The following is a 15498-nucleotide window of genomic DNA, read 5'->3' on the forward strand; positions in this document are numbered from 1 at the left end:
CTGGTAACAGGCGACCGTCTTCGCCGGATTCTCGGCCGTCTGGACCTGTCTGGCGCTGCTCCTGACCAGTCCCGCCTACGGGCTCGGCGCCCAGGCTGTCGGCATGCTCGCCCTGGTCGGCGGGGCGACCATGCTGTGCACTCCGCTCGCCGGGCGCCTGGTGGACCGCCGGGGGCCCGATCCGGTGAACCTCGTCTGTCTGCTCGGGGTGCTCCTCTCCGCCGCGATCCTCGCCCTGGGGGCCCTGGGCGGGACGCCGGGTCTGGCCGCCCTGACGGTCGGCACCCTGCTGCTGGACGTGGCGATGCAGTCCGGCATGGTGGCCAACCAGGCCCGCGTCTACGCCCTGCGCCCGGATGCCCGCGCCAGGCTCAACACCGCCTATATGACCTGCGCCTATCTGGGCGGCAGTGCGGGTTCCTGGCTCGGCGTACGCGCCTGGGGGCGGGCCGGCTGGTGGGGTGTGTGCGCACTCGTCGCGCTTCTCACCGCCCTCGCCCTGGTACGCCATCCGCCGGCCCCGCGCCGACCTCGGGAGAGCCTGCCCGTTCCGGCTCAGGTTCCATGCCGTAACACGGCACCTACGCCTCCGGACCCTCCCCGCGCAGCGCGGTGAGGAGCTCCTTCGTGGTGAGGATGGCATGGGCGAAGGTGGGGCCGTTCAGCTCGTGCGCGGAGTGCATCATCTCGGGCTTGAAGGCGGCTGTGGCATCGCGTACCAGTGTGACGTGGTAGCCCAGCTCCATGGCGAACCGGCCGGTGGACTCGATGCAGGTGTTCGCCAGCAGCCCGACGAGGATCACATGGGTGATGCCGTGCTGCTTGAGCTGCATATTCAGGTCGGTGTTGGCGAATCCGCTCTGCGCCCAGTGCTCCCGGACCACCACCTCCCCCGGCCCCGGCCGGAAGTCGGGATGGAACTCCCCGCCCCAGGTGTCCCGGGCGAAGCTGTGCCGCACCATGACGTTCCGCTGGGTCGGGTTGGGGTGGTCCCACGACTCGTAGTCACCCGGCTCCCAGCGGCGGTGCGGGACGAACACCACCCGCACCCCGGCCTGCCGGGCGGAGCCGACGATGGCGCGCAGGTTGTCCAGCAGACCGACCTCCCGCGCGACGCTCGCCACGGCCGGCCAGATCTTGCCTCCCTCGGAGAGGAAGTCGTTGTAGGGATCGACCAGCAGCACCGCCGTCCGCCGGGGGACATAGGTCTCCGCCATCACGTCTCCTCCGTGGGCAGGCACATCGTGATCGGTCCGGGTACCCATCCCTCGCCGTTCGAACGCCGCACGGCACACCCACCCGCTTCCGGAACGCCCTACGGGGTGCCCGGCGCACCACGCTGCGGAGCCGCGTATCGATCCACGCGGCGGAGCCGCATATCGATGCTTCCCCCTCCCTGCCCCTTGCCGACACCAGGGGCTCCGCCCCTGGACCCCGGGTCCGGGGCGGCGCCCCACCACGTGACGGGGCGGACCGTGACGCCTGCGGCGGGCTGCGACATCGATACTGGGCGCCCGCTATAGTAGGTAGACCTACCTACCTAATCTGCCAGGGTGGATGCGATGAGTGAGACCGGTGTGAGGGCGACGGGGCCCGGGAGACGGCGGCCGGCGCGGGAGCGTCTGCTGGCGGCCGCCGCGCGCCGCTTCTACGCCGACGGCGTGACGGCGACCGGGATCGACACGATCACCGCCGAGGCGGGCGTGGCGAAGATGAGCCTGTACAACAACTTCTCCTCCAAGGCCGACCTCGTCAGGGCCTATCTCGACGCCCGCCACGAGGAGTGGCTGGCGATGTACCGGGCACGGCTGGAGCGGGCCGAGAGCCCCCGCGACGGCGTCCTCGCGGTCTTCGGCGCCTACGCCGATCACGCGGCGTTCGCCTACGAGCGCGGCTTTCGCGGCTGCGGCCTGCTCAACGCGGCCGCCGAGCTGCCCGCCGGGGACGAGGGGCGGACCGTGGTACGCCGCCACAAGGAGGAGGTCGAGCGGCTGATCGCCGGTCACCTCGAGGAGCTGCTGCCCGAGCGCCCCGACGACGCCCGGACGATGGCGGAGCACCTGGCGTTCCTGCTGGAGGGCGCGATGGCGCGCGCCGGTCTGGAAGGGGACGACAGCCGTCTGCGGCACGCCCGCGCGATGGCGGCGGCCCTGCTGGACCGGCTGTGACGGCCCCCGGACCCGGCGCCCGTTCGGCGGGCGCCGGGTCGTTGTGCGTACTCGCCGCGTCCCTGCTGTGGGGCACCACCGGCACGGCGGCCACCTTCGCCCCGGACGTCGGTCCCCTCGCCATCGGCGCCGTCGCCATGGGCCTCGGCGGACTGCTCCAGGCCCTGGTGGCCGCTGCCCGCATCGCCCGCCAGGCACCGCGGCTGCGTGCCCGGCGCGGCACCGTACTGCTCGGCTCGGTCGCGGTGGCGGCCTACCCCTTGGCGTTCTACAGCGCGATGCACCTGGCCGGAGTGGCCGTGGGCACCGTGGTGTCCATCGGCATGGCCCCGCCGGCCTCGGCCGTGATCGAACGGGTCATGGACCGGCGCCGGCTGACGCGCCGCTGGAAACTCGGTGCCGCCCTGGGCCTGTTGGGCACCCTCATGCTGTGCGCGGGCCAAGCCGCCGGGGCCCCCGGCGGCGCGGAGCGGACATCCACGGCCGCCACGCTGCTCGGTGTGGGGCTGGGGCTCATCGCGGCCACGACCTACGCCCTCTACTCCTGGGCGGCTCACCGGCTGATCACCCAGGGGGTCACCTCCCGCGCGGCGATGGGCGCGGTCTTCGGCGTGGGCGGACTGCTCCTGGTGCCGGTCCTCCTGCTCACCGGCGCCCCGCTCCTGGACTCCGGGTCCAACATGGCCGTCGGGGCGTACATGGCGCTGGTGCCCATGTTCGCGGGTTACGTCCTGTTCGGCTGGGGGCTGGCGCATGTGCCCGCCAGCACGGCGACCACGCTCTCCCTGCTGGAACCGGCCGTCGCGGCCGTCCTCGCCGTGCTGGTCATCGGCGAACGCCTCCCCGCCGTCGGCTGGGGCGGTATCGCACTCGTCCTCGCCTGCCTGGCCGTCCTCACCGCCCCGGCGGGCGTCTCCGGGCGGCGCCGGCAGCGGCGAGACGGCGTGACGCCGCTGCGGCGCACAGCGGTGGAGCACACCACCGCTCGGTCGGACCCGGCGCCGTAGCGGAGTCCGGCCCGACGGCAGGCCGTCCGCCGGGCGGTGATGTCATTCAGCCCGCCGCGACTGAGAGCGTTCTGCCCGCCGGGTCAGGTCGCGGTCGCGGACACCCGGTCAGGTCGCGGTCGCGGACACCCGGTCAGGTCGCGGTCGCGGACACCCGGTCAGGTCGCGGTCGCGGACGCCCGGTCAGGTCGCGGTCGCGGACGCCGCCGCGCGGCCCGCGGAGCGGCCCGAGAAGAGGCAGCCGCCGAGGAAGGTGCCCTCCAGGGAGCGGTAGCCGTGCACTCCTCCCCCGCCGAAGCCCGCCACCTCACCGGCCGCGTACAGGCCGCTGATCGGCCGGCCCGAGGCGTCCAGGACGCGGCCGGAGAGGTCGGTCTGGAGGCCGCCGAGGGTCTTGCGGGTGAGGATGTTGAGGCGCACGGCGATCAGCGGTCCGGCGCCCGAGTCCAGGATCCGGTGGGCGGAGGCGGTGCGGCTGAGGGTGTCCCCGGGGTAGGCGAGTGCGTTGCGGATGCCCATGACCTGGACGTCCTTGGTGTACGGGTTCTCGATCTCGCGGTCGCGGGCCTCGATCTGCCGTTTGAGGTCGGCCAGGTCGATCAGGTTGTCGCCGGTCAGCTTGTTCATGCCCGCGACCAGTTGGGGCAGGGACGTGGCGACCACGAAGTCCTCGCCCTTGTCCCGGAACCGCTGGATCGGCTCGGGGGTCTGCCAGATGCGGGAGAGGAGCTGCAGGATGTCCTTGTTGGTCAGGTCCGGGTTCTGCTCCGAGCCCGAGAGCGCGAACTCCTTGGCCATGATCTTCTGGGTGGTGACGAACCACGAGTAGTCATGGCCGGTGGCGGTGATCGACCCGAGGGTGTTCAGGGTGTCGTAGCCCGGGATGTCGGGGCTGGAGAAGCGTCTGCCCTTCGCGTCGAACCACATCGACGACGGGCCGGGCAGAATGCGGATGCCATGGCCCGGCCAGATCGGGTCGTAGTTCCTGAGGCCCTCGGTGTAGTGCCACATCCGGTCGGGGTTGACGATCCGTCCGCCCGCCTGCTCGGTGATCCCCAGCATCCGGCCGTCCACATACGCCGGGACACCGGTGACCATGAACTTCGGCGGCGAGCCGAGCCGGTCGGGCCAGTTCCGGCGTACGAGGTCGTGGTTGGCGCCGATACCACCGGAGGTGACGATCACCACCGGGGCGTTGAGCTCGAAGTCGCCCACCACGGTGCGCGAGGTCTGCTTGCCGCGGGCGGCGGCGCTCGGCTCCAGGATCGAGCCGCTCACCCCGGTGACGGCGCCACCGGTGACGATCAGCTCGTCCACCCGGTGACGGAACTTGAAGGTCACCCGGCCGTCCTTCGCGGCGGCCCGCACCTTCTTCTCGAACGGCTCGACCACGGCCGGACCGGTGCCCCAGGTGACATGGAAACGCGGCACCGAGTTGCCGTGGCCGTCCGCGAGACCGCCGCCGCGCTCGGCCCAGCCGACGATCGGGAACCATTGCACACCGAGCCCGTGCAGCCAGGACCGCTTCTCCCCGGAGGCGAAGTCCACGTACGCCTCGGCCCACTTGTGGGCCCAGTAGTCCTGGCCACCGGGATCGGTGACACCGCGGTCGAAGCCGGCCGTGCCGAGCCAGTCCTGCCAGGCCAGTTCGGGGGAGTCCTTGATCCCCATCAGCCGCTGCTCCTCGGAGTCGACGAAGAACAGGCCGCCGAAGGACCAGAACGCCTGGCCACCGAGGTTGCTCTCGGGCTCCTGGTCGAGGAGGAGCACCTTGCGCCCCGCGGCGGCCAGTTCCGCCGTGGCCACCAGCCCGGCGAGCCCGTGGCCGACCACGATGGCGTCCGCGTCCGAGGACGCCCCGGAGGCGGCGAAGGCCGGAACCGCCGCCTGGGCGAGGGCGGCGCCGGCGAGCACACCGCCCGCCGCCGTCAGGGCGCGGCGGCGGCTGATCCCGTTGATCCCGGCGGGCGACGCGGAATTCTCTGTGGAGTTCTCCATGAGCTGCCTTCCGGAAGGGGGTTCGGAGGGGCGGGAGATACGGAGGGGGTTGCCGCGACGGAATCGTGTTACCGGCCGGCAACGTGTTACCGACGGTAGCCCACAGGGTGCGAGGCCGCCAGAGTTCTGCTCACAAGAGCAACTCCCGCACGGGGCACGGGACTTCGGGCGCTCAGCGACCGCCCGCCGGCGGCTCGGCCGAGGCACTCCCCCGTGGCGAGAACGCGTACAGATCGAGGATGTCGGGCAGCGGTGCCACCCCGGGGCCACCCGCCCGGACCCAGGCCACGATGTCCTCCGTCGCGTCCGGGTCGTTGACCAGGCCGAGCCACACCGGCCTGCCCCCGGCGGCCCGTCCGGCGGCCGACGGCTGCACCACGATCACATTGGCCTGGTCGCAGACGTCCAGACACTCGGAGACGCGTACGGGCGCCTCCTCACCGAGCCGCGCGATCTGCGCGGCATGGTCGATACCGGTCACCTTGGGACTGCCGCAACAGCAGTCCCGGCATACGGTCACCCGGCACGGCAGCGGGTCGGTCGGCCATACGGACATGCCGTATCACCCCTCCTCCGGGGAAGTCCGCCCCGGTGTCGCTCGAGGAGGCGACCGCGTGAGTCTCCTGGCTCTCGGGTCGCTGCTCGTCCCGGCCTTCCCACCCGCGCATGCGGGCAGTGGCCTGTTCGGGATCCGCTCGCCGATCACAGTGGCGGTACCGCGCCGGATTCCCACCGGCTTCCTCGTTCCGCCGTCGCCCTTGTCGCCCGGCATCATCGCATCCCGGGCACCCGGCTCACTCCTTCGGGGCTCCGCAGCGCGCACATTGGGCGAACTCGGCGGTGTCCTGGATCGCGCCACAGTCGGCGCATACCCTCTCCAGCCAGCAGGCGGGGTCCCCGCCCTCGGGCTCGGCGGGCGCCGGGGCCGCCGTCTCCGGGCCCGCCGCCTCCGGGTCCGGGTCGCCGGGCCGAGCCGTGCCGCTCATCGTGTGCGCCTCCTCGTCCGGACCGCGCGCGGGTCCGCCTGCCGACCCTCTACCCCTGGCGTCGTCTCCGGAAGCAGCCAAGCCATAGATCCGATCTCTCACCCGCCCACAACCCTTGACGGGGCGTAATGCCGCTCAACCCCTCCCCAGATATCGGATGACTCGGTAACGTATCCGCCTCGGGAGGCAACGATGCCGAGATCTTACCGACGCTCCGCAGTGGCATTTCTGCTCTGCGGCGTCCTGGCCATGACGCTCTTCATCTCCGGGCCCGCACAGGCGAAGGACTCCGCCTGGACCGTGCGCGGCCCCTCGCCCCACTCCGGTCCCCTCGCGCAGCTGCGGCTCGACGGCGCCTCGGGGGCGCTGACGCTCCAGGTGTCCCGGGGCGGACGTACGGTGGTCGAGCCCTCGCCCGTGGGCATCGTCACCGAGCGGGCGGATCTGTCGCACGGGCTGCGCTATCTGGGACGCCACGACCGCACCGTCGTGGAGCGCTACTGGTCGACGGCCGGCAAGCAGCGCTCGCGCACGGCGCGGATGACCGAGACCCGCTTCCGGTTCCGGGGCGGCGGGAACGCCCGGCTGGACCTCGTGGTGCGGGTCTCGGACGACGGGGTCGCCTACCGCTACGACCTGCCCTCCGGCAGCGGCGATGTCCTCGGCGAGACCTCGGCCTTCACCCTGCCGCCGGACGCGGCGGCGTGGCTGGGCGACTACCGCAAGGACAACGAGAACCTGTTCAAGGAGTACACCGCGGCGACCGCGCCCACCGGTGAGTACATGGCGCAGGCGCTCTTCGAGACGGGCGGCGGCTACGCCCTGATCGCGGAGTCGGATCTCACCGGCCGCTACTCCGCCGCCCGGCTGATCCACCAGCAGGGGCTGCCCACGTACCGCATCGGCCTGTGGGACGAGCGGGTCGAGTCCGACGGGCCGCTCAGCACCCCCTGGCGCGCCCTGATCGTGGGCGATCTGCCGACCGTCACCCAGTCCACCTTCACCGACGATCTGGCACCGGCGTCACGGGTCGCCGACACCTCGTGGATCCGGCCCGGCCCCGCGCTGTGGACCTGGCTCGCGGGCGGCAAACCGGCCGGGCAGAGCCTGTCGATGCAGAAGGGGTACGTGGACTACGCGGCCCAGCGCGGCTGGCCGTATGTGGTGGTGGACGCGGGCTGGTACTTCGACCCCGACCAGTGGGACGTCACCGATCCCGACTGGCAGCGGAACAGCTGGATCCCGCAGCTCGTGGACTACGCCCGCGAGCGGCGCGTGGGCATCCAGGTCTGGATCCACCACCGTGACCTCGACACCGCCGAGGAGCGCGAGCAGTGGCTGCCCACGCTGGAGCGGTGGGGGGTGAAGGGCGTGAAGATCGACTTCATGGACTCCGAGTCCCAGGAGACACTGCGCTGGTACGACGAGATCCTCAAGGCCACCGCGGCCCACCATCTGCTCGTCAACTTCCACGGCTCGACGATTCCCAAGGGCATTCAGCGCACCTGGCCGCAGGTGATGTCGATGGAGGGCGTCAACGGCGAGGAGAAGCGGACCAACACCCCGCAGCACCTGGCGACGCTGCCGTTCACCCGCAATGTCATCGGCTCCATGGACTTCACCCCCGGGGCCTTCCACCGGCCCCAGCGCCCCAACGCGGCGTCGGACGCGGGCGAAGTCGGCCTGTCGGTGCTCTACGAGTCCGGGATCCAGAACCTGGCGGGCACCCCGGAGTCCTATGACGCCCGTCCGCTCGCCCGCCGGTTCCTGGAGCAGATCCCGGCCACCTGGGACCGCACCCGGCTACTGGCGGGGCGGCCGGGTGAGAGCGCGGTGCTCGCCCGCGCCAGCGGCTCGCGGTGGTTCATCGGCGGTACGTTCACCGGTCCCGCGCACACCGCCGAGGTGCCGCTGCGGCTGGAGCCGGGCCGCTGGCTGGTCGATCTGATCCTGGACGGCCCGGACGGTCTGGTCCGCACGCCCACGGTGGTGCGCGGCGGGCAGACCCTGTCCGTGCCGGTCACGGCGGACGGCGGGTTCGCCGCCATCGCCTGCCGCTGGCGGCCCGGCCTGTCGACCTGCGACCGCCCCTGACCATCCCCTACGACCAGCACTGACCACCCGTCACGCGGACACCCCGTCCAGGACGCCCGTCCAGATGCCGATCGCCGGAAGGCAGACACCGGCCGCGAAGACCCATGCGGCGGCGACGGCACTGGCGTAGGGGGCGGGGTGGCCGCCGGTGCACCCGCGGGAGAGGGCCAGCAGCCGGTCGGCCTTCTGAGGTGTCGGGTTCTTCCTCTGCTGAGCGGTGAGGAAGGCGGACAGCCGGTCCGCCGACTCCGCGTCCGTGACCGCCTCGGCGTCCGCCCGCATCTCCATCAGCGTGACCAGGACGCGGCGGGCGCGGCTGTTGGCGTAGAGGCCACCGGTCAGGGTGAGGACGAAGGCGGCCATCGACGCGAGGGTCTGCGCCGGGCGCTCGATGGGGGTGATGGCGAGGGCCGTCACCCCGTCGAAGCACACGGCGGCCTTCCCCGCCGCCGGCGCATGGCGCAGATAGCGCCGTCTCATCGGATCGCCGTGGCGCAGATGCGAGATCTCGTGCCGGAGCAGGACCGGACCTGCCGGGCTCTTGAGCAGGGCGCGCCAGCCGAGCGGGATGGCGACCTGGACGGTCGGTCTGCGGACGTTCAGGGTGAGGGCGTGGTAGAGGAAGGTGCCCGCGGCCGCCCAGAGCGCGGCGACCAGGATGATCGCGGGCACCAGGAGACGATCCCCGTCGATGGGCAGGGACATCCGGTCCCGCAGTACGGCGAAGGCCACTCCGGCCGCGGCGCCGACCGCCCAGACGGACTTGCGGCGCTGCAGTCTCGTCCCCCAGTCCTCCATCCGGCCCAGCCGCCCCGGGGACGGCTGGGGGACGTGGACCACCTTCAGGTTGGACGCCGGGGACCAGCTGGAGACCGCGTTCAGCCCCGCGGTGTCCAGTCCGGCCGAGTGGAAGACGTCCCGGACGCGCACCCAGCCCTTCGCCGACCAGTCGACCGGGTGCGACGCCTCCTCGGCCTCACGACCGCTGAGGGAGTCGGACCGCCACTCGTGGACGAGGGGCAGCAGGAAGACCACGAGGAGGACGAGGGCGGCAAGGAACGCGGTGCCGCCGACCGCGGCCGGCGCGGACAGCGGCTCTTCCCCCGTGGTCATCACACTCGCCCCGGTGACGGGCGCCGCGCACAGCGGCCCGATGAGCACGGTCCAGCAGGTCCGCTCGGCCCGGCGCAGCCGGCGGACCGGGGACGCGACGGTCATGGGCGGCCGGGCGCGGCGGGGTCCGCGGGGTCGGCGCGGTCCACGGGGCCCGCGGGGCCCGCGACATCGGCGGAGTCGGCGGAGTCGGGGCCGGACTCGGAGCGGATGAGCGCTTCCGCCTGGATCCGTACGACGGCCCGCACCATGGCCGGATCCACCTCCGGGGGAAGCCTCAGCTCCACCGTCACCCGCCGGGCGAGCCCCGCCGCTCTGTCCTCGTTCTCGCCGCCCTCCGTGCCCGTCCCGCCCGAGGTGGCGTCGCCGCGCAGACAGCGCTTGAGATAGCCGACGGCGTCCCGCACTCCGCGCTGGACGGCCATCTCGGTCGCCGTCGAGAGCACGGTGAAGGCGATCTGGCCGAGCACGGACAGCCCGATGGTCAGGTAGACATGGGTGTCGACCGCGGGTGCCCCGCTGAGGTCGTCGAAGAACTCCCCCGCGCCGGGCACCCGCCGCCCGGCGCGCATCTCCTCGGCGAACTCCTCGAAGAGCTCCTCGTGTTCGTCCTCGGCGACGGTGCGCGCCGAGGCGTCGACCATCGTCAGGATCCGCTCGATCGCGGCGTCGTCCAGCCCCGTCATGTCTGTCATGTGGTTCCCCCCGTGCGCCACGCCCTTGGCGTGGTCTGCGACACATTTACGGTAGCCCGCCCGAAGGAGAAGATGTAAGGACTTACGGCAAATAGGCGAACTCTCCGCTCATTTCGCGTATGGCCGCCGTCAACTCCCGTGCCCCGCACGGCTTGGGGGCCTGCGCGTGCGGGTCCAGTCCACCAACTGCCGGGCCGTCCACGTGGTGATGACGCGCTCCGCCGGCACCCCGCATTCCACGGCCCGGGCGCATCCGGATGGCTGCCAGTCGAGCTGGCCGGGCGCGTGGGCGTCGGTGTCGATGGAGAAGAACGTCCCCGCCCGCACGGCCTCCCGCAGCAGTCCGCGCGGCGGATCCAGCCGTTCCGGGCGGCAGTTGATCTCCACGGCGGTGCCCGCCTCCGCGCAGGCGCCGAAGACCTCCTCCTGGTCGAAGACCGACTCGGGGCGCTTGCCGCCGAGCAGCCGTCCGGTGCAGTGGCCCAGCACATCGACCAGCGGATCGCTGACGGCGGTGACCATCCGGCGGGTCATGGGGCGGGCGTCCATCCGCAGCTTGGAGTGGACCGAGGCCACCACCACATCCAGCTGGTCCAGCAGCTCCGGCTCCTGGTCCAGGGAGCCGTCGGGGAGGATGTCGACCTCGATCCCGGTGAGCAGCTGGAACGGGGCGAGCTTCGCGCGCAGCTCCGCCACCACGTCCAGCTGGGCGCGCAGCCGGTCCGCCGAGAGGCCACGGGCCACCGTCAGCCGCGGGGAATGGTCGGTCAGCACCGCCCACTCGTGCCCCAGCCGCGCCGCCGTACGGGCCATCAGCTCGATCGGGGAACCGCCGTCGGACCAGTCCGAGTGCATATGGCAGTCCCCGCGCAGCGCGGCGCACAGCTTCGCCGCGTCCTCGTCGGGCTCGCGCCCGGCCTCGGCTGCCTCGGTCTCCAGCTTCGCCAGATATCCGGGCATCTGGTCCTTCAGCGCCTCCTGGACCACCTGCGAGGTCTTGGGGCCGAGGCCCTTGAGCGACCGGAGGGTGCCGTTCGTGGCACGCCGTGCCACCTCCTGGGGGTCCAGGTCGGCGAGCACTGACTGGGCCGTGCGGAAGGCGCGCACCCGGTAGGTCGGCGCCTGGGCGCGCTCCAGGAGAAACGCGATCCGGTCCAGGGCCTCCAGGGGGTCCATCGGGCGCTCCTCGCTGTGGGTGGCGTGGTGTGCGGGGTGTCGCGCCGTGGGGTGTCGCTGCCTCAGGCGCGGCGGTTCGGGCGGCGGCCGGGGGGCTGACGGGGTTCGGGACGGGCCGTCAGCTCATCGATGTCGCAGGTCCGGGGGGTCTTCTCGGAGACGGTGATGGGCCGGCCGTAGTGCCGGATCTCCAGGGGGGCGCCCTCGGCCAGGGAGTAGGTGACGGAGCGGTTGGTGATCTCCACGCGCAGCCTCCGGCCCAGCACCTGCATGGTGAAGGCGAGCCGGGCCAGCTTCTCGGGCAGCTTGGGCGAGAACTCCAGCCTGCCGTCGCGGTGCCGCATCCCGCCGAACCCGGCGACCAGGGCGATCCAGGTGCCGGCGAGCGAGGCGATGTGCAGACCGTCGCGGGTGTTGTGCTCCAGGTCCTTCAGGTCCATCAGGGCCGCCTCGCCCAGGTAGTCGTAGGCGAGCCGCAGATGGCCGACCTCGGCGGCCATGACGGCCTGGGTGCACGCGGAAAGCGAGGAGTCCCGGACCGTGAGCCGCTCGTAGTAGTCGAAGTTGCGTGCCTTCTCCTCCTCGGTGAAGCACTCGCCGCGCAGATACATCGCCAGCACCAGATCGGCCTGTTTGACCACCTGCTTGCGGTACATGTCGAAGTACGGGAAGTGGAGCATCAGCGGGTACTGGTCCGGGCGCATTCCCTGGAAGTCCCACTCCTGGTGGCCGGTGAAGTCCGCGGACTGCTCGTGGACGCCCAGGGTCTTGTTGTACGGGACGGACATGGACTCGGCGGCGTCCCGCCAGGCGGCGGCCTCCTCGTCGTCGACGCCCAGTTCGGCGCCCTTGTCCGGGTGGCGTTCGACGATGTCCGCGGCGGCCCGCAGATTCGACTGGGCCATGAGGTTGGTGTAGACGTTGTCGTCCGCGACGGCGCTGTACTCGTCCGGGCCGGTCACCCCGTCGATGTGGAAGCGGCCGTGGTGGTCATGGTGGCCGAGGGAGCGCCACAGCCGGGCGGTCTCCACCAGCAGTTCCACGGCGGTCTCGCGCTCGAACTCGTCGTCGCCGGTGGCCGCCACATAGCGCACCACCGCGTCCGCCACATCGGCGTTGACGTGGAAGGCCGCGGTGCCGGCCGGCCAGTAGGCGGAGCATTCGGAGCCGTCGATGGTGCGCCAGGGGAAGGTGGCGCCCTCGTGGCCCAGCTGCCGGGCCCGGTCCCGGGCGGCGGGCAGGATGGACTGCCGCCAGCGCAGCGCCTCGGCCACGGACTCGGGGAAGGTGTAGGTGAGCAGGGGCAGGACGAAGGTGTCGGTGTCCCAGAAGGAGTGGCCGTCGTAGCCGGAGCCGGTGAGGCCCTTGGCGGGGATGGCCCGTTCCTCGGCGCGGGCGCCGGCCTGCAGGACGTGGAAGAGGGCGAACCGCACGGCCTGCTGGATCTCGGCATCGCCCTCGACCTCGACGTCGGCGCGGGACCAGAAGTCCTCCAGCCAGGCGCGCTGCTGGTCCACCAGGCCGCGCCAGCCGGTGCTGGCGGCCCCGGCCAGCGCGGCCTCGACCTGGTCCCGTACGGCGGGCAGCGAACGGGCGCCGGACCAGCCGTAGGCCACCAGCTTCTCCAGCCGCAGCACCTGGCCCGGCTCCAGCACCGAGGTGATGGTCAGCCGGGCGACGTCGTCGGCGCTCTCGCTGGAGTGGCGGGTGGGCGGCGGCCCGGTGATCAGGTGGTCGGCGGCGGCCGCGACCCGCAGATCGCTGGCGTCGGTGCAGTGGATCAGCCGCAGCCGCTTGTCGTCGGCGGCGTTCTCCTCGGGCCTGAGCGGGGACTCCAGGGCCTCGGCCACCCGGGGGTCGCCGGCGCGCTCGGGGAGCTGTTCGTTGGCGACCAGTTCGGACTGGACGACGACGCGGATCTGGGCGTCGATGGCCTCCACCTCGTAGGCGACGGCGGCGATGGCCCGCTGGGTGAGGGAGACCAGCCGGGTGGAGCGGACCCGCACGCTGATGCCGGAGGGGGAGGTCCATTCGCAGGTGCGGTGGAGCAGTCCGCCGCGCAGGTCGAGCACCCGCTCGTGGGAGCGCAGCCGCCCGTAGCGCAGATCGAAGGGCTCGTCGTCCACCAGCAGCCGGATGATCTTGCCGTTGGTGACGTTGATCATGGTCTGGCCGGCCTCGGGGTAGCCGTATCCGGCCTCGGCGTAGGGCAGGGGGCGCCGTTCGTACACCCCGTTGAGGTAGGAGCCGGGGAGGCCGTGGGGCTCCCCCTCGTCGAGGTTGGCGCGCCAGCCCACATGGCCGTTGGAGAGCGCGAAGACCGATTCACTCTGAGGCAGCAGATCGAGCCGGAGATCGGTCTCCCGCAGCGCCCAGGGGTCGACGGCGTACGAGGAATCGGTGATCACGAGTCGTCCTCCAGCAGCTCGGCGAGATCCCTGACCACGATGTCGGCGCCGTGTGCGCGCAGCGCGTCGGCCTGACCCACTCGGTCCACGCCGACGACGCAGCCGAAGTGCCCGGAGCGCCCGGCCTCCATGCCCGCCAGGGCGTCCTCGAAGACGGCGGCCGCCTCGGGCCCGGTGGCCAGCTCCTGTCCGGCCTCCAGGAAGGTGTCGGGGTGCGGTTTGCCCGGCAGCTTGCGCTCGGCGGCGACCACACCGTCGATCCGTACCTCGAAGAGGTGCTCGATCCCGGCGGCGATCAGCACATCACGGCAGTTGGCGCTGGAGGAGACGACCGCGGTCCGCAGGCCCTCGGCGCGCACGGCCGCCACGAAGCGCACCGAGCCGGGGTACGCCTCCACTCCCTCCTTCCGGATCTTCTCCAGGACGAGGATGTTCTTGCGGTTGCCCAGGCCGTGCACGGTGTCCCGGTCGGGCGGGTCGTCCGGCTCGCCGTCGGGCAGTTCGATGCCCCGGGAGGCCAGGAAGGTGCGCACCCCGTCGGCGCGTGGCCGGCCGTCCACGTACTCGTCGTAGTCGCGGCCCGAGTCGAAGGGGCGGAAGGAGGGGCCGTCGCGCCGCCGCAGGTACTCGTCGAACATCTGTTTCCATGCCGCCGCGTGCACCACCGCGGTCCGGGTCAGCACGCCGTCGAGGTCGAACAGGCAGGCTCGGATGCCATCGGGCAGGCAGAGCTTGGTCATGGCCCCCGGTTCCCCCGGGAACGCCGGAATATGCGGGGAAGGGGAAGCCGTCCCCCGCTCGGCGGAGCACGGCGCGCACCCGGTGCGGGACGGGCACGCTCAGCGCGGTACGGCGCTCGCTCACCACGGGACAGCGCTCGCTCGCTCACCACACGGCGGCGCTCACCACGGGACAGCGGCCGCTCAGCGCGGCACGACGGTGCGCCCCTCGCGGACGGAGCGGTCGGCGGCCTCCAGGACGGCGACGACCTCGCGGCCGAACCGTACGTCGCAGGGGTCGGCCGCGCCGCCGTCGCGGGCGGCGCTCAGCAGCCGGTCGACGGCCGTGGCGAAGGCGTCCAAGGCGGTGGTCCCCGCCTCGGGCACCACGGCGATCCCCCGCTCGCCGTAGAAGTCGCAGGAGAAGCCCCGGGCGGCGGGCCGGGCGTCCAGGGTGAGCGCGAGGGTGCCGATGGCGCCGGAGTGGTGGCGCAGCAGCACATGCGCCGCGCCGCGCGGCCCCTCGAGGGCGGTGACCTCGGCCACCGGGCCGAGGACCGGCAGCAGGACGGACAGCGAGTGCGGGCCGACGTCCCACAGTCCGCCGCGCTCCCGCCGCCAGTGGGAGTCGCCGTAGTGGCCGCCGGGCTGGAAGATCGAGGCGAAGGCGGTGGCACGGCCGCCGTCCCAGCCGCCATCCGCCGCGGCCTGCCGGAGGAAGGTGTCGACGGGTGCCGCGAAGCGGTTGGTGAAGAACACGACCGAGGCCGGCCCGCGCTCGTCCACGGCGCGCACGATCCGGTCGGCCTCCTCGGTGGAGAAGGCCAGCGGCTTGTCCAGGAGCAGATGGCGTCCGGCCAGCGCGGCCCGCTCGGCGAGGCCGCTCTGGATGTCCGGCGGAAGGGCGATGGCCACGGCGTCCACGTCGGCGATCAGCGCGTCGGCGTCCGGGTGGGCGCGGGTGCCCCAGCGGTCCGCCAGCGCCTTCGCCTTCGCAGGATCGCGTCCCCAGATCCCGGCCAGTTCGGCCACGGGGTGCGCGGCGAGCGCCGCCGCGTGGGTCTCGGCCGCCCAGTGTCCGGTGCCCAGCACTCCGAACCGCACTGTCCGTCCCCCTCCGCGCGCAGCTCCCGG

General features: G+C 72.5%; 13 protein-coding genes, 1 pseudogene and 1 riboswitch. Of the genes and pseudogenes, 4 read left to right on the forward strand and 10 right to left on the reverse strand.

Translation table 11 applies throughout. The annotated features are described in order from the left end of the window. Positions 1–7: 7 nt before the first annotated feature. Positions 8–616: pseudogene (locus JK364_RS02855) on the forward strand (MFS transporter); the annotation flags it as partial. Here JK364_RS02855 and JK364_RS02860 read toward each other — a convergent pair. Further along, positions 582–1217: a cysteine hydrolase family protein gene (locus JK364_RS02860; protein ID WP_201847137.1), complete on the reverse strand. Its 636-nt coding sequence runs from the start codon at positions 1215–1217 to the stop codon at positions 582–584. The pseudogene JK364_RS02855 and the gene JK364_RS02860 overlap by 35 nt on opposite strands. A gap of 345 nt (positions 1218–1562) precedes the next feature. Between JK364_RS02860 and JK364_RS02865 the strand changes: the two genes are divergently transcribed. Both JK364_RS02865 and JK364_RS02870 read left to right on the forward strand, forming a co-directional pair. Further along, the gene (locus JK364_RS02865; protein WP_201847139.1) at positions 1563–2168 is read left to right on the forward strand and encodes a TetR/AcrR family transcriptional regulator; all 606 of its coding nucleotides are present in this window, start codon (positions 1563–1565) and stop codon (positions 2166–2168) included. Next, positions 2165–3175, forward strand: coding sequence for a DMT family transporter (locus JK364_RS02870; RefSeq protein ID WP_201847141.1), 1011 nt, complete (start codon positions 2165–2167; stop codon positions 3173–3175). Before JK364_RS02865 ends, JK364_RS02870 begins: the two co-directional genes overlap by 4 nt. Before the next feature lie 183 nt (positions 3176–3358). On the opposite strand, the gene JK364_RS02875 is transcribed toward JK364_RS02870, so the two are convergent. The 3 genes from JK364_RS02875 to JK364_RS02885 all read right to left on the reverse strand — a co-directional run bounded on the left by JK364_RS02875 (position 3359) and on the right by JK364_RS02885 (position 6159). After that, entirely contained in the window at positions 3359–5173 is a 1815-nt protein-coding gene (locus tag JK364_RS02875) for an FAD-binding dehydrogenase (protein ID WP_201847143.1), read from the reverse strand. 172 nt (positions 5174–5345) lie between these two features. Continuing rightward, positions 5346–5729: a (2Fe-2S) ferredoxin domain-containing protein gene (locus tag JK364_RS02880; protein ID WP_201847145.1), complete on the reverse strand. Its 384-nt coding sequence runs from the start codon at positions 5727–5729 to the stop codon at positions 5346–5348. Between the two features lie 45 nt (positions 5730–5774). Beyond that, positions 5775–5952, reverse strand: a riboswitch (cobalamin riboswitch). A gap of 15 nt (positions 5953–5967) precedes the next feature. Then, the gene (locus JK364_RS02885; protein ID WP_201847147.1) at positions 5968–6159 is read right to left on the reverse strand and encodes a hypothetical protein; all 192 of its coding nucleotides are present in this window, start codon (positions 6157–6159) and stop codon (positions 5968–5970) included. A gap of 192 nt (positions 6160–6351) precedes the next feature. Here JK364_RS02885 and JK364_RS02890 point away from each other — a divergent pair, with 192 nt between their 5' ends. Then, entirely contained in the window at positions 6352–8253 is a 1902-nt protein-coding gene (locus JK364_RS02890) for a glycoside hydrolase family 97 protein (RefSeq protein ID WP_201847149.1), read from the forward strand. Between the two features lie 30 nt (positions 8254–8283). Here JK364_RS02890 and JK364_RS02895 read toward each other — a convergent pair whose 3' ends face one another. The 6 genes from JK364_RS02895 to JK364_RS02920 all read right to left on the reverse strand — a co-directional run bounded on the left by JK364_RS02895 (position 8284) and on the right by JK364_RS02920 (position 15468). Further along, entirely contained in the window at positions 8284–9471 is a 1188-nt protein-coding gene (locus JK364_RS02895) for a hypothetical protein (RefSeq protein WP_201847151.1), read from the reverse strand. After that, positions 9468–10061 (reverse strand): hypothetical protein, encoded by a 594-nt coding sequence (locus JK364_RS02900; protein ID WP_201847153.1) that lies wholly within the window; start codon positions 10059–10061, stop codon positions 9468–9470. Before JK364_RS02900 ends, JK364_RS02895 begins: the two co-directional genes overlap by 4 nt. Before the next feature lie 129 nt (positions 10062–10190). After that, complete coding sequence (locus JK364_RS02905; RefSeq protein ID WP_201847155.1) at positions 10191–11237, reverse strand: PHP domain-containing protein; 1047 nt, start codon at positions 11235–11237, stop codon at positions 10191–10193. 62 nt (positions 11238–11299) lie between these two features. After that, positions 11300–13645, reverse strand: coding sequence for a glycoside hydrolase family 65 protein (locus JK364_RS02910; RefSeq protein WP_201847157.1), 2346 nt, complete (start codon positions 13643–13645; stop codon positions 11300–11302). Then, entirely contained in the window at positions 13642–14385 is a 744-nt protein-coding gene (locus JK364_RS02915) for an HAD family hydrolase (RefSeq protein WP_201847160.1), read from the reverse strand. The genes JK364_RS02910 and JK364_RS02915 overlap by 4 nt, the downstream gene beginning before the upstream one ends. 183 nt (positions 14386–14568) lie before the next feature. Then, a complete protein-coding gene (locus tag JK364_RS02920; RefSeq protein WP_201847162.1) occupies positions 14569–15468 on the reverse strand; it encodes a Gfo/Idh/MocA family protein in 900 nt (299 codons plus the stop codon). Positions 15469–15498 lie beyond the last annotated feature (30 nt).

The sequence above is a fragment of the Streptomyces endocoffeicus genome (genome assembly GCF_016741935.1).
Classification (GTDB): Bacteria; Actinomycetota; Actinomycetes; order Streptomycetales; family Streptomycetaceae; genus Streptomyces; species Streptomyces endocoffeicus.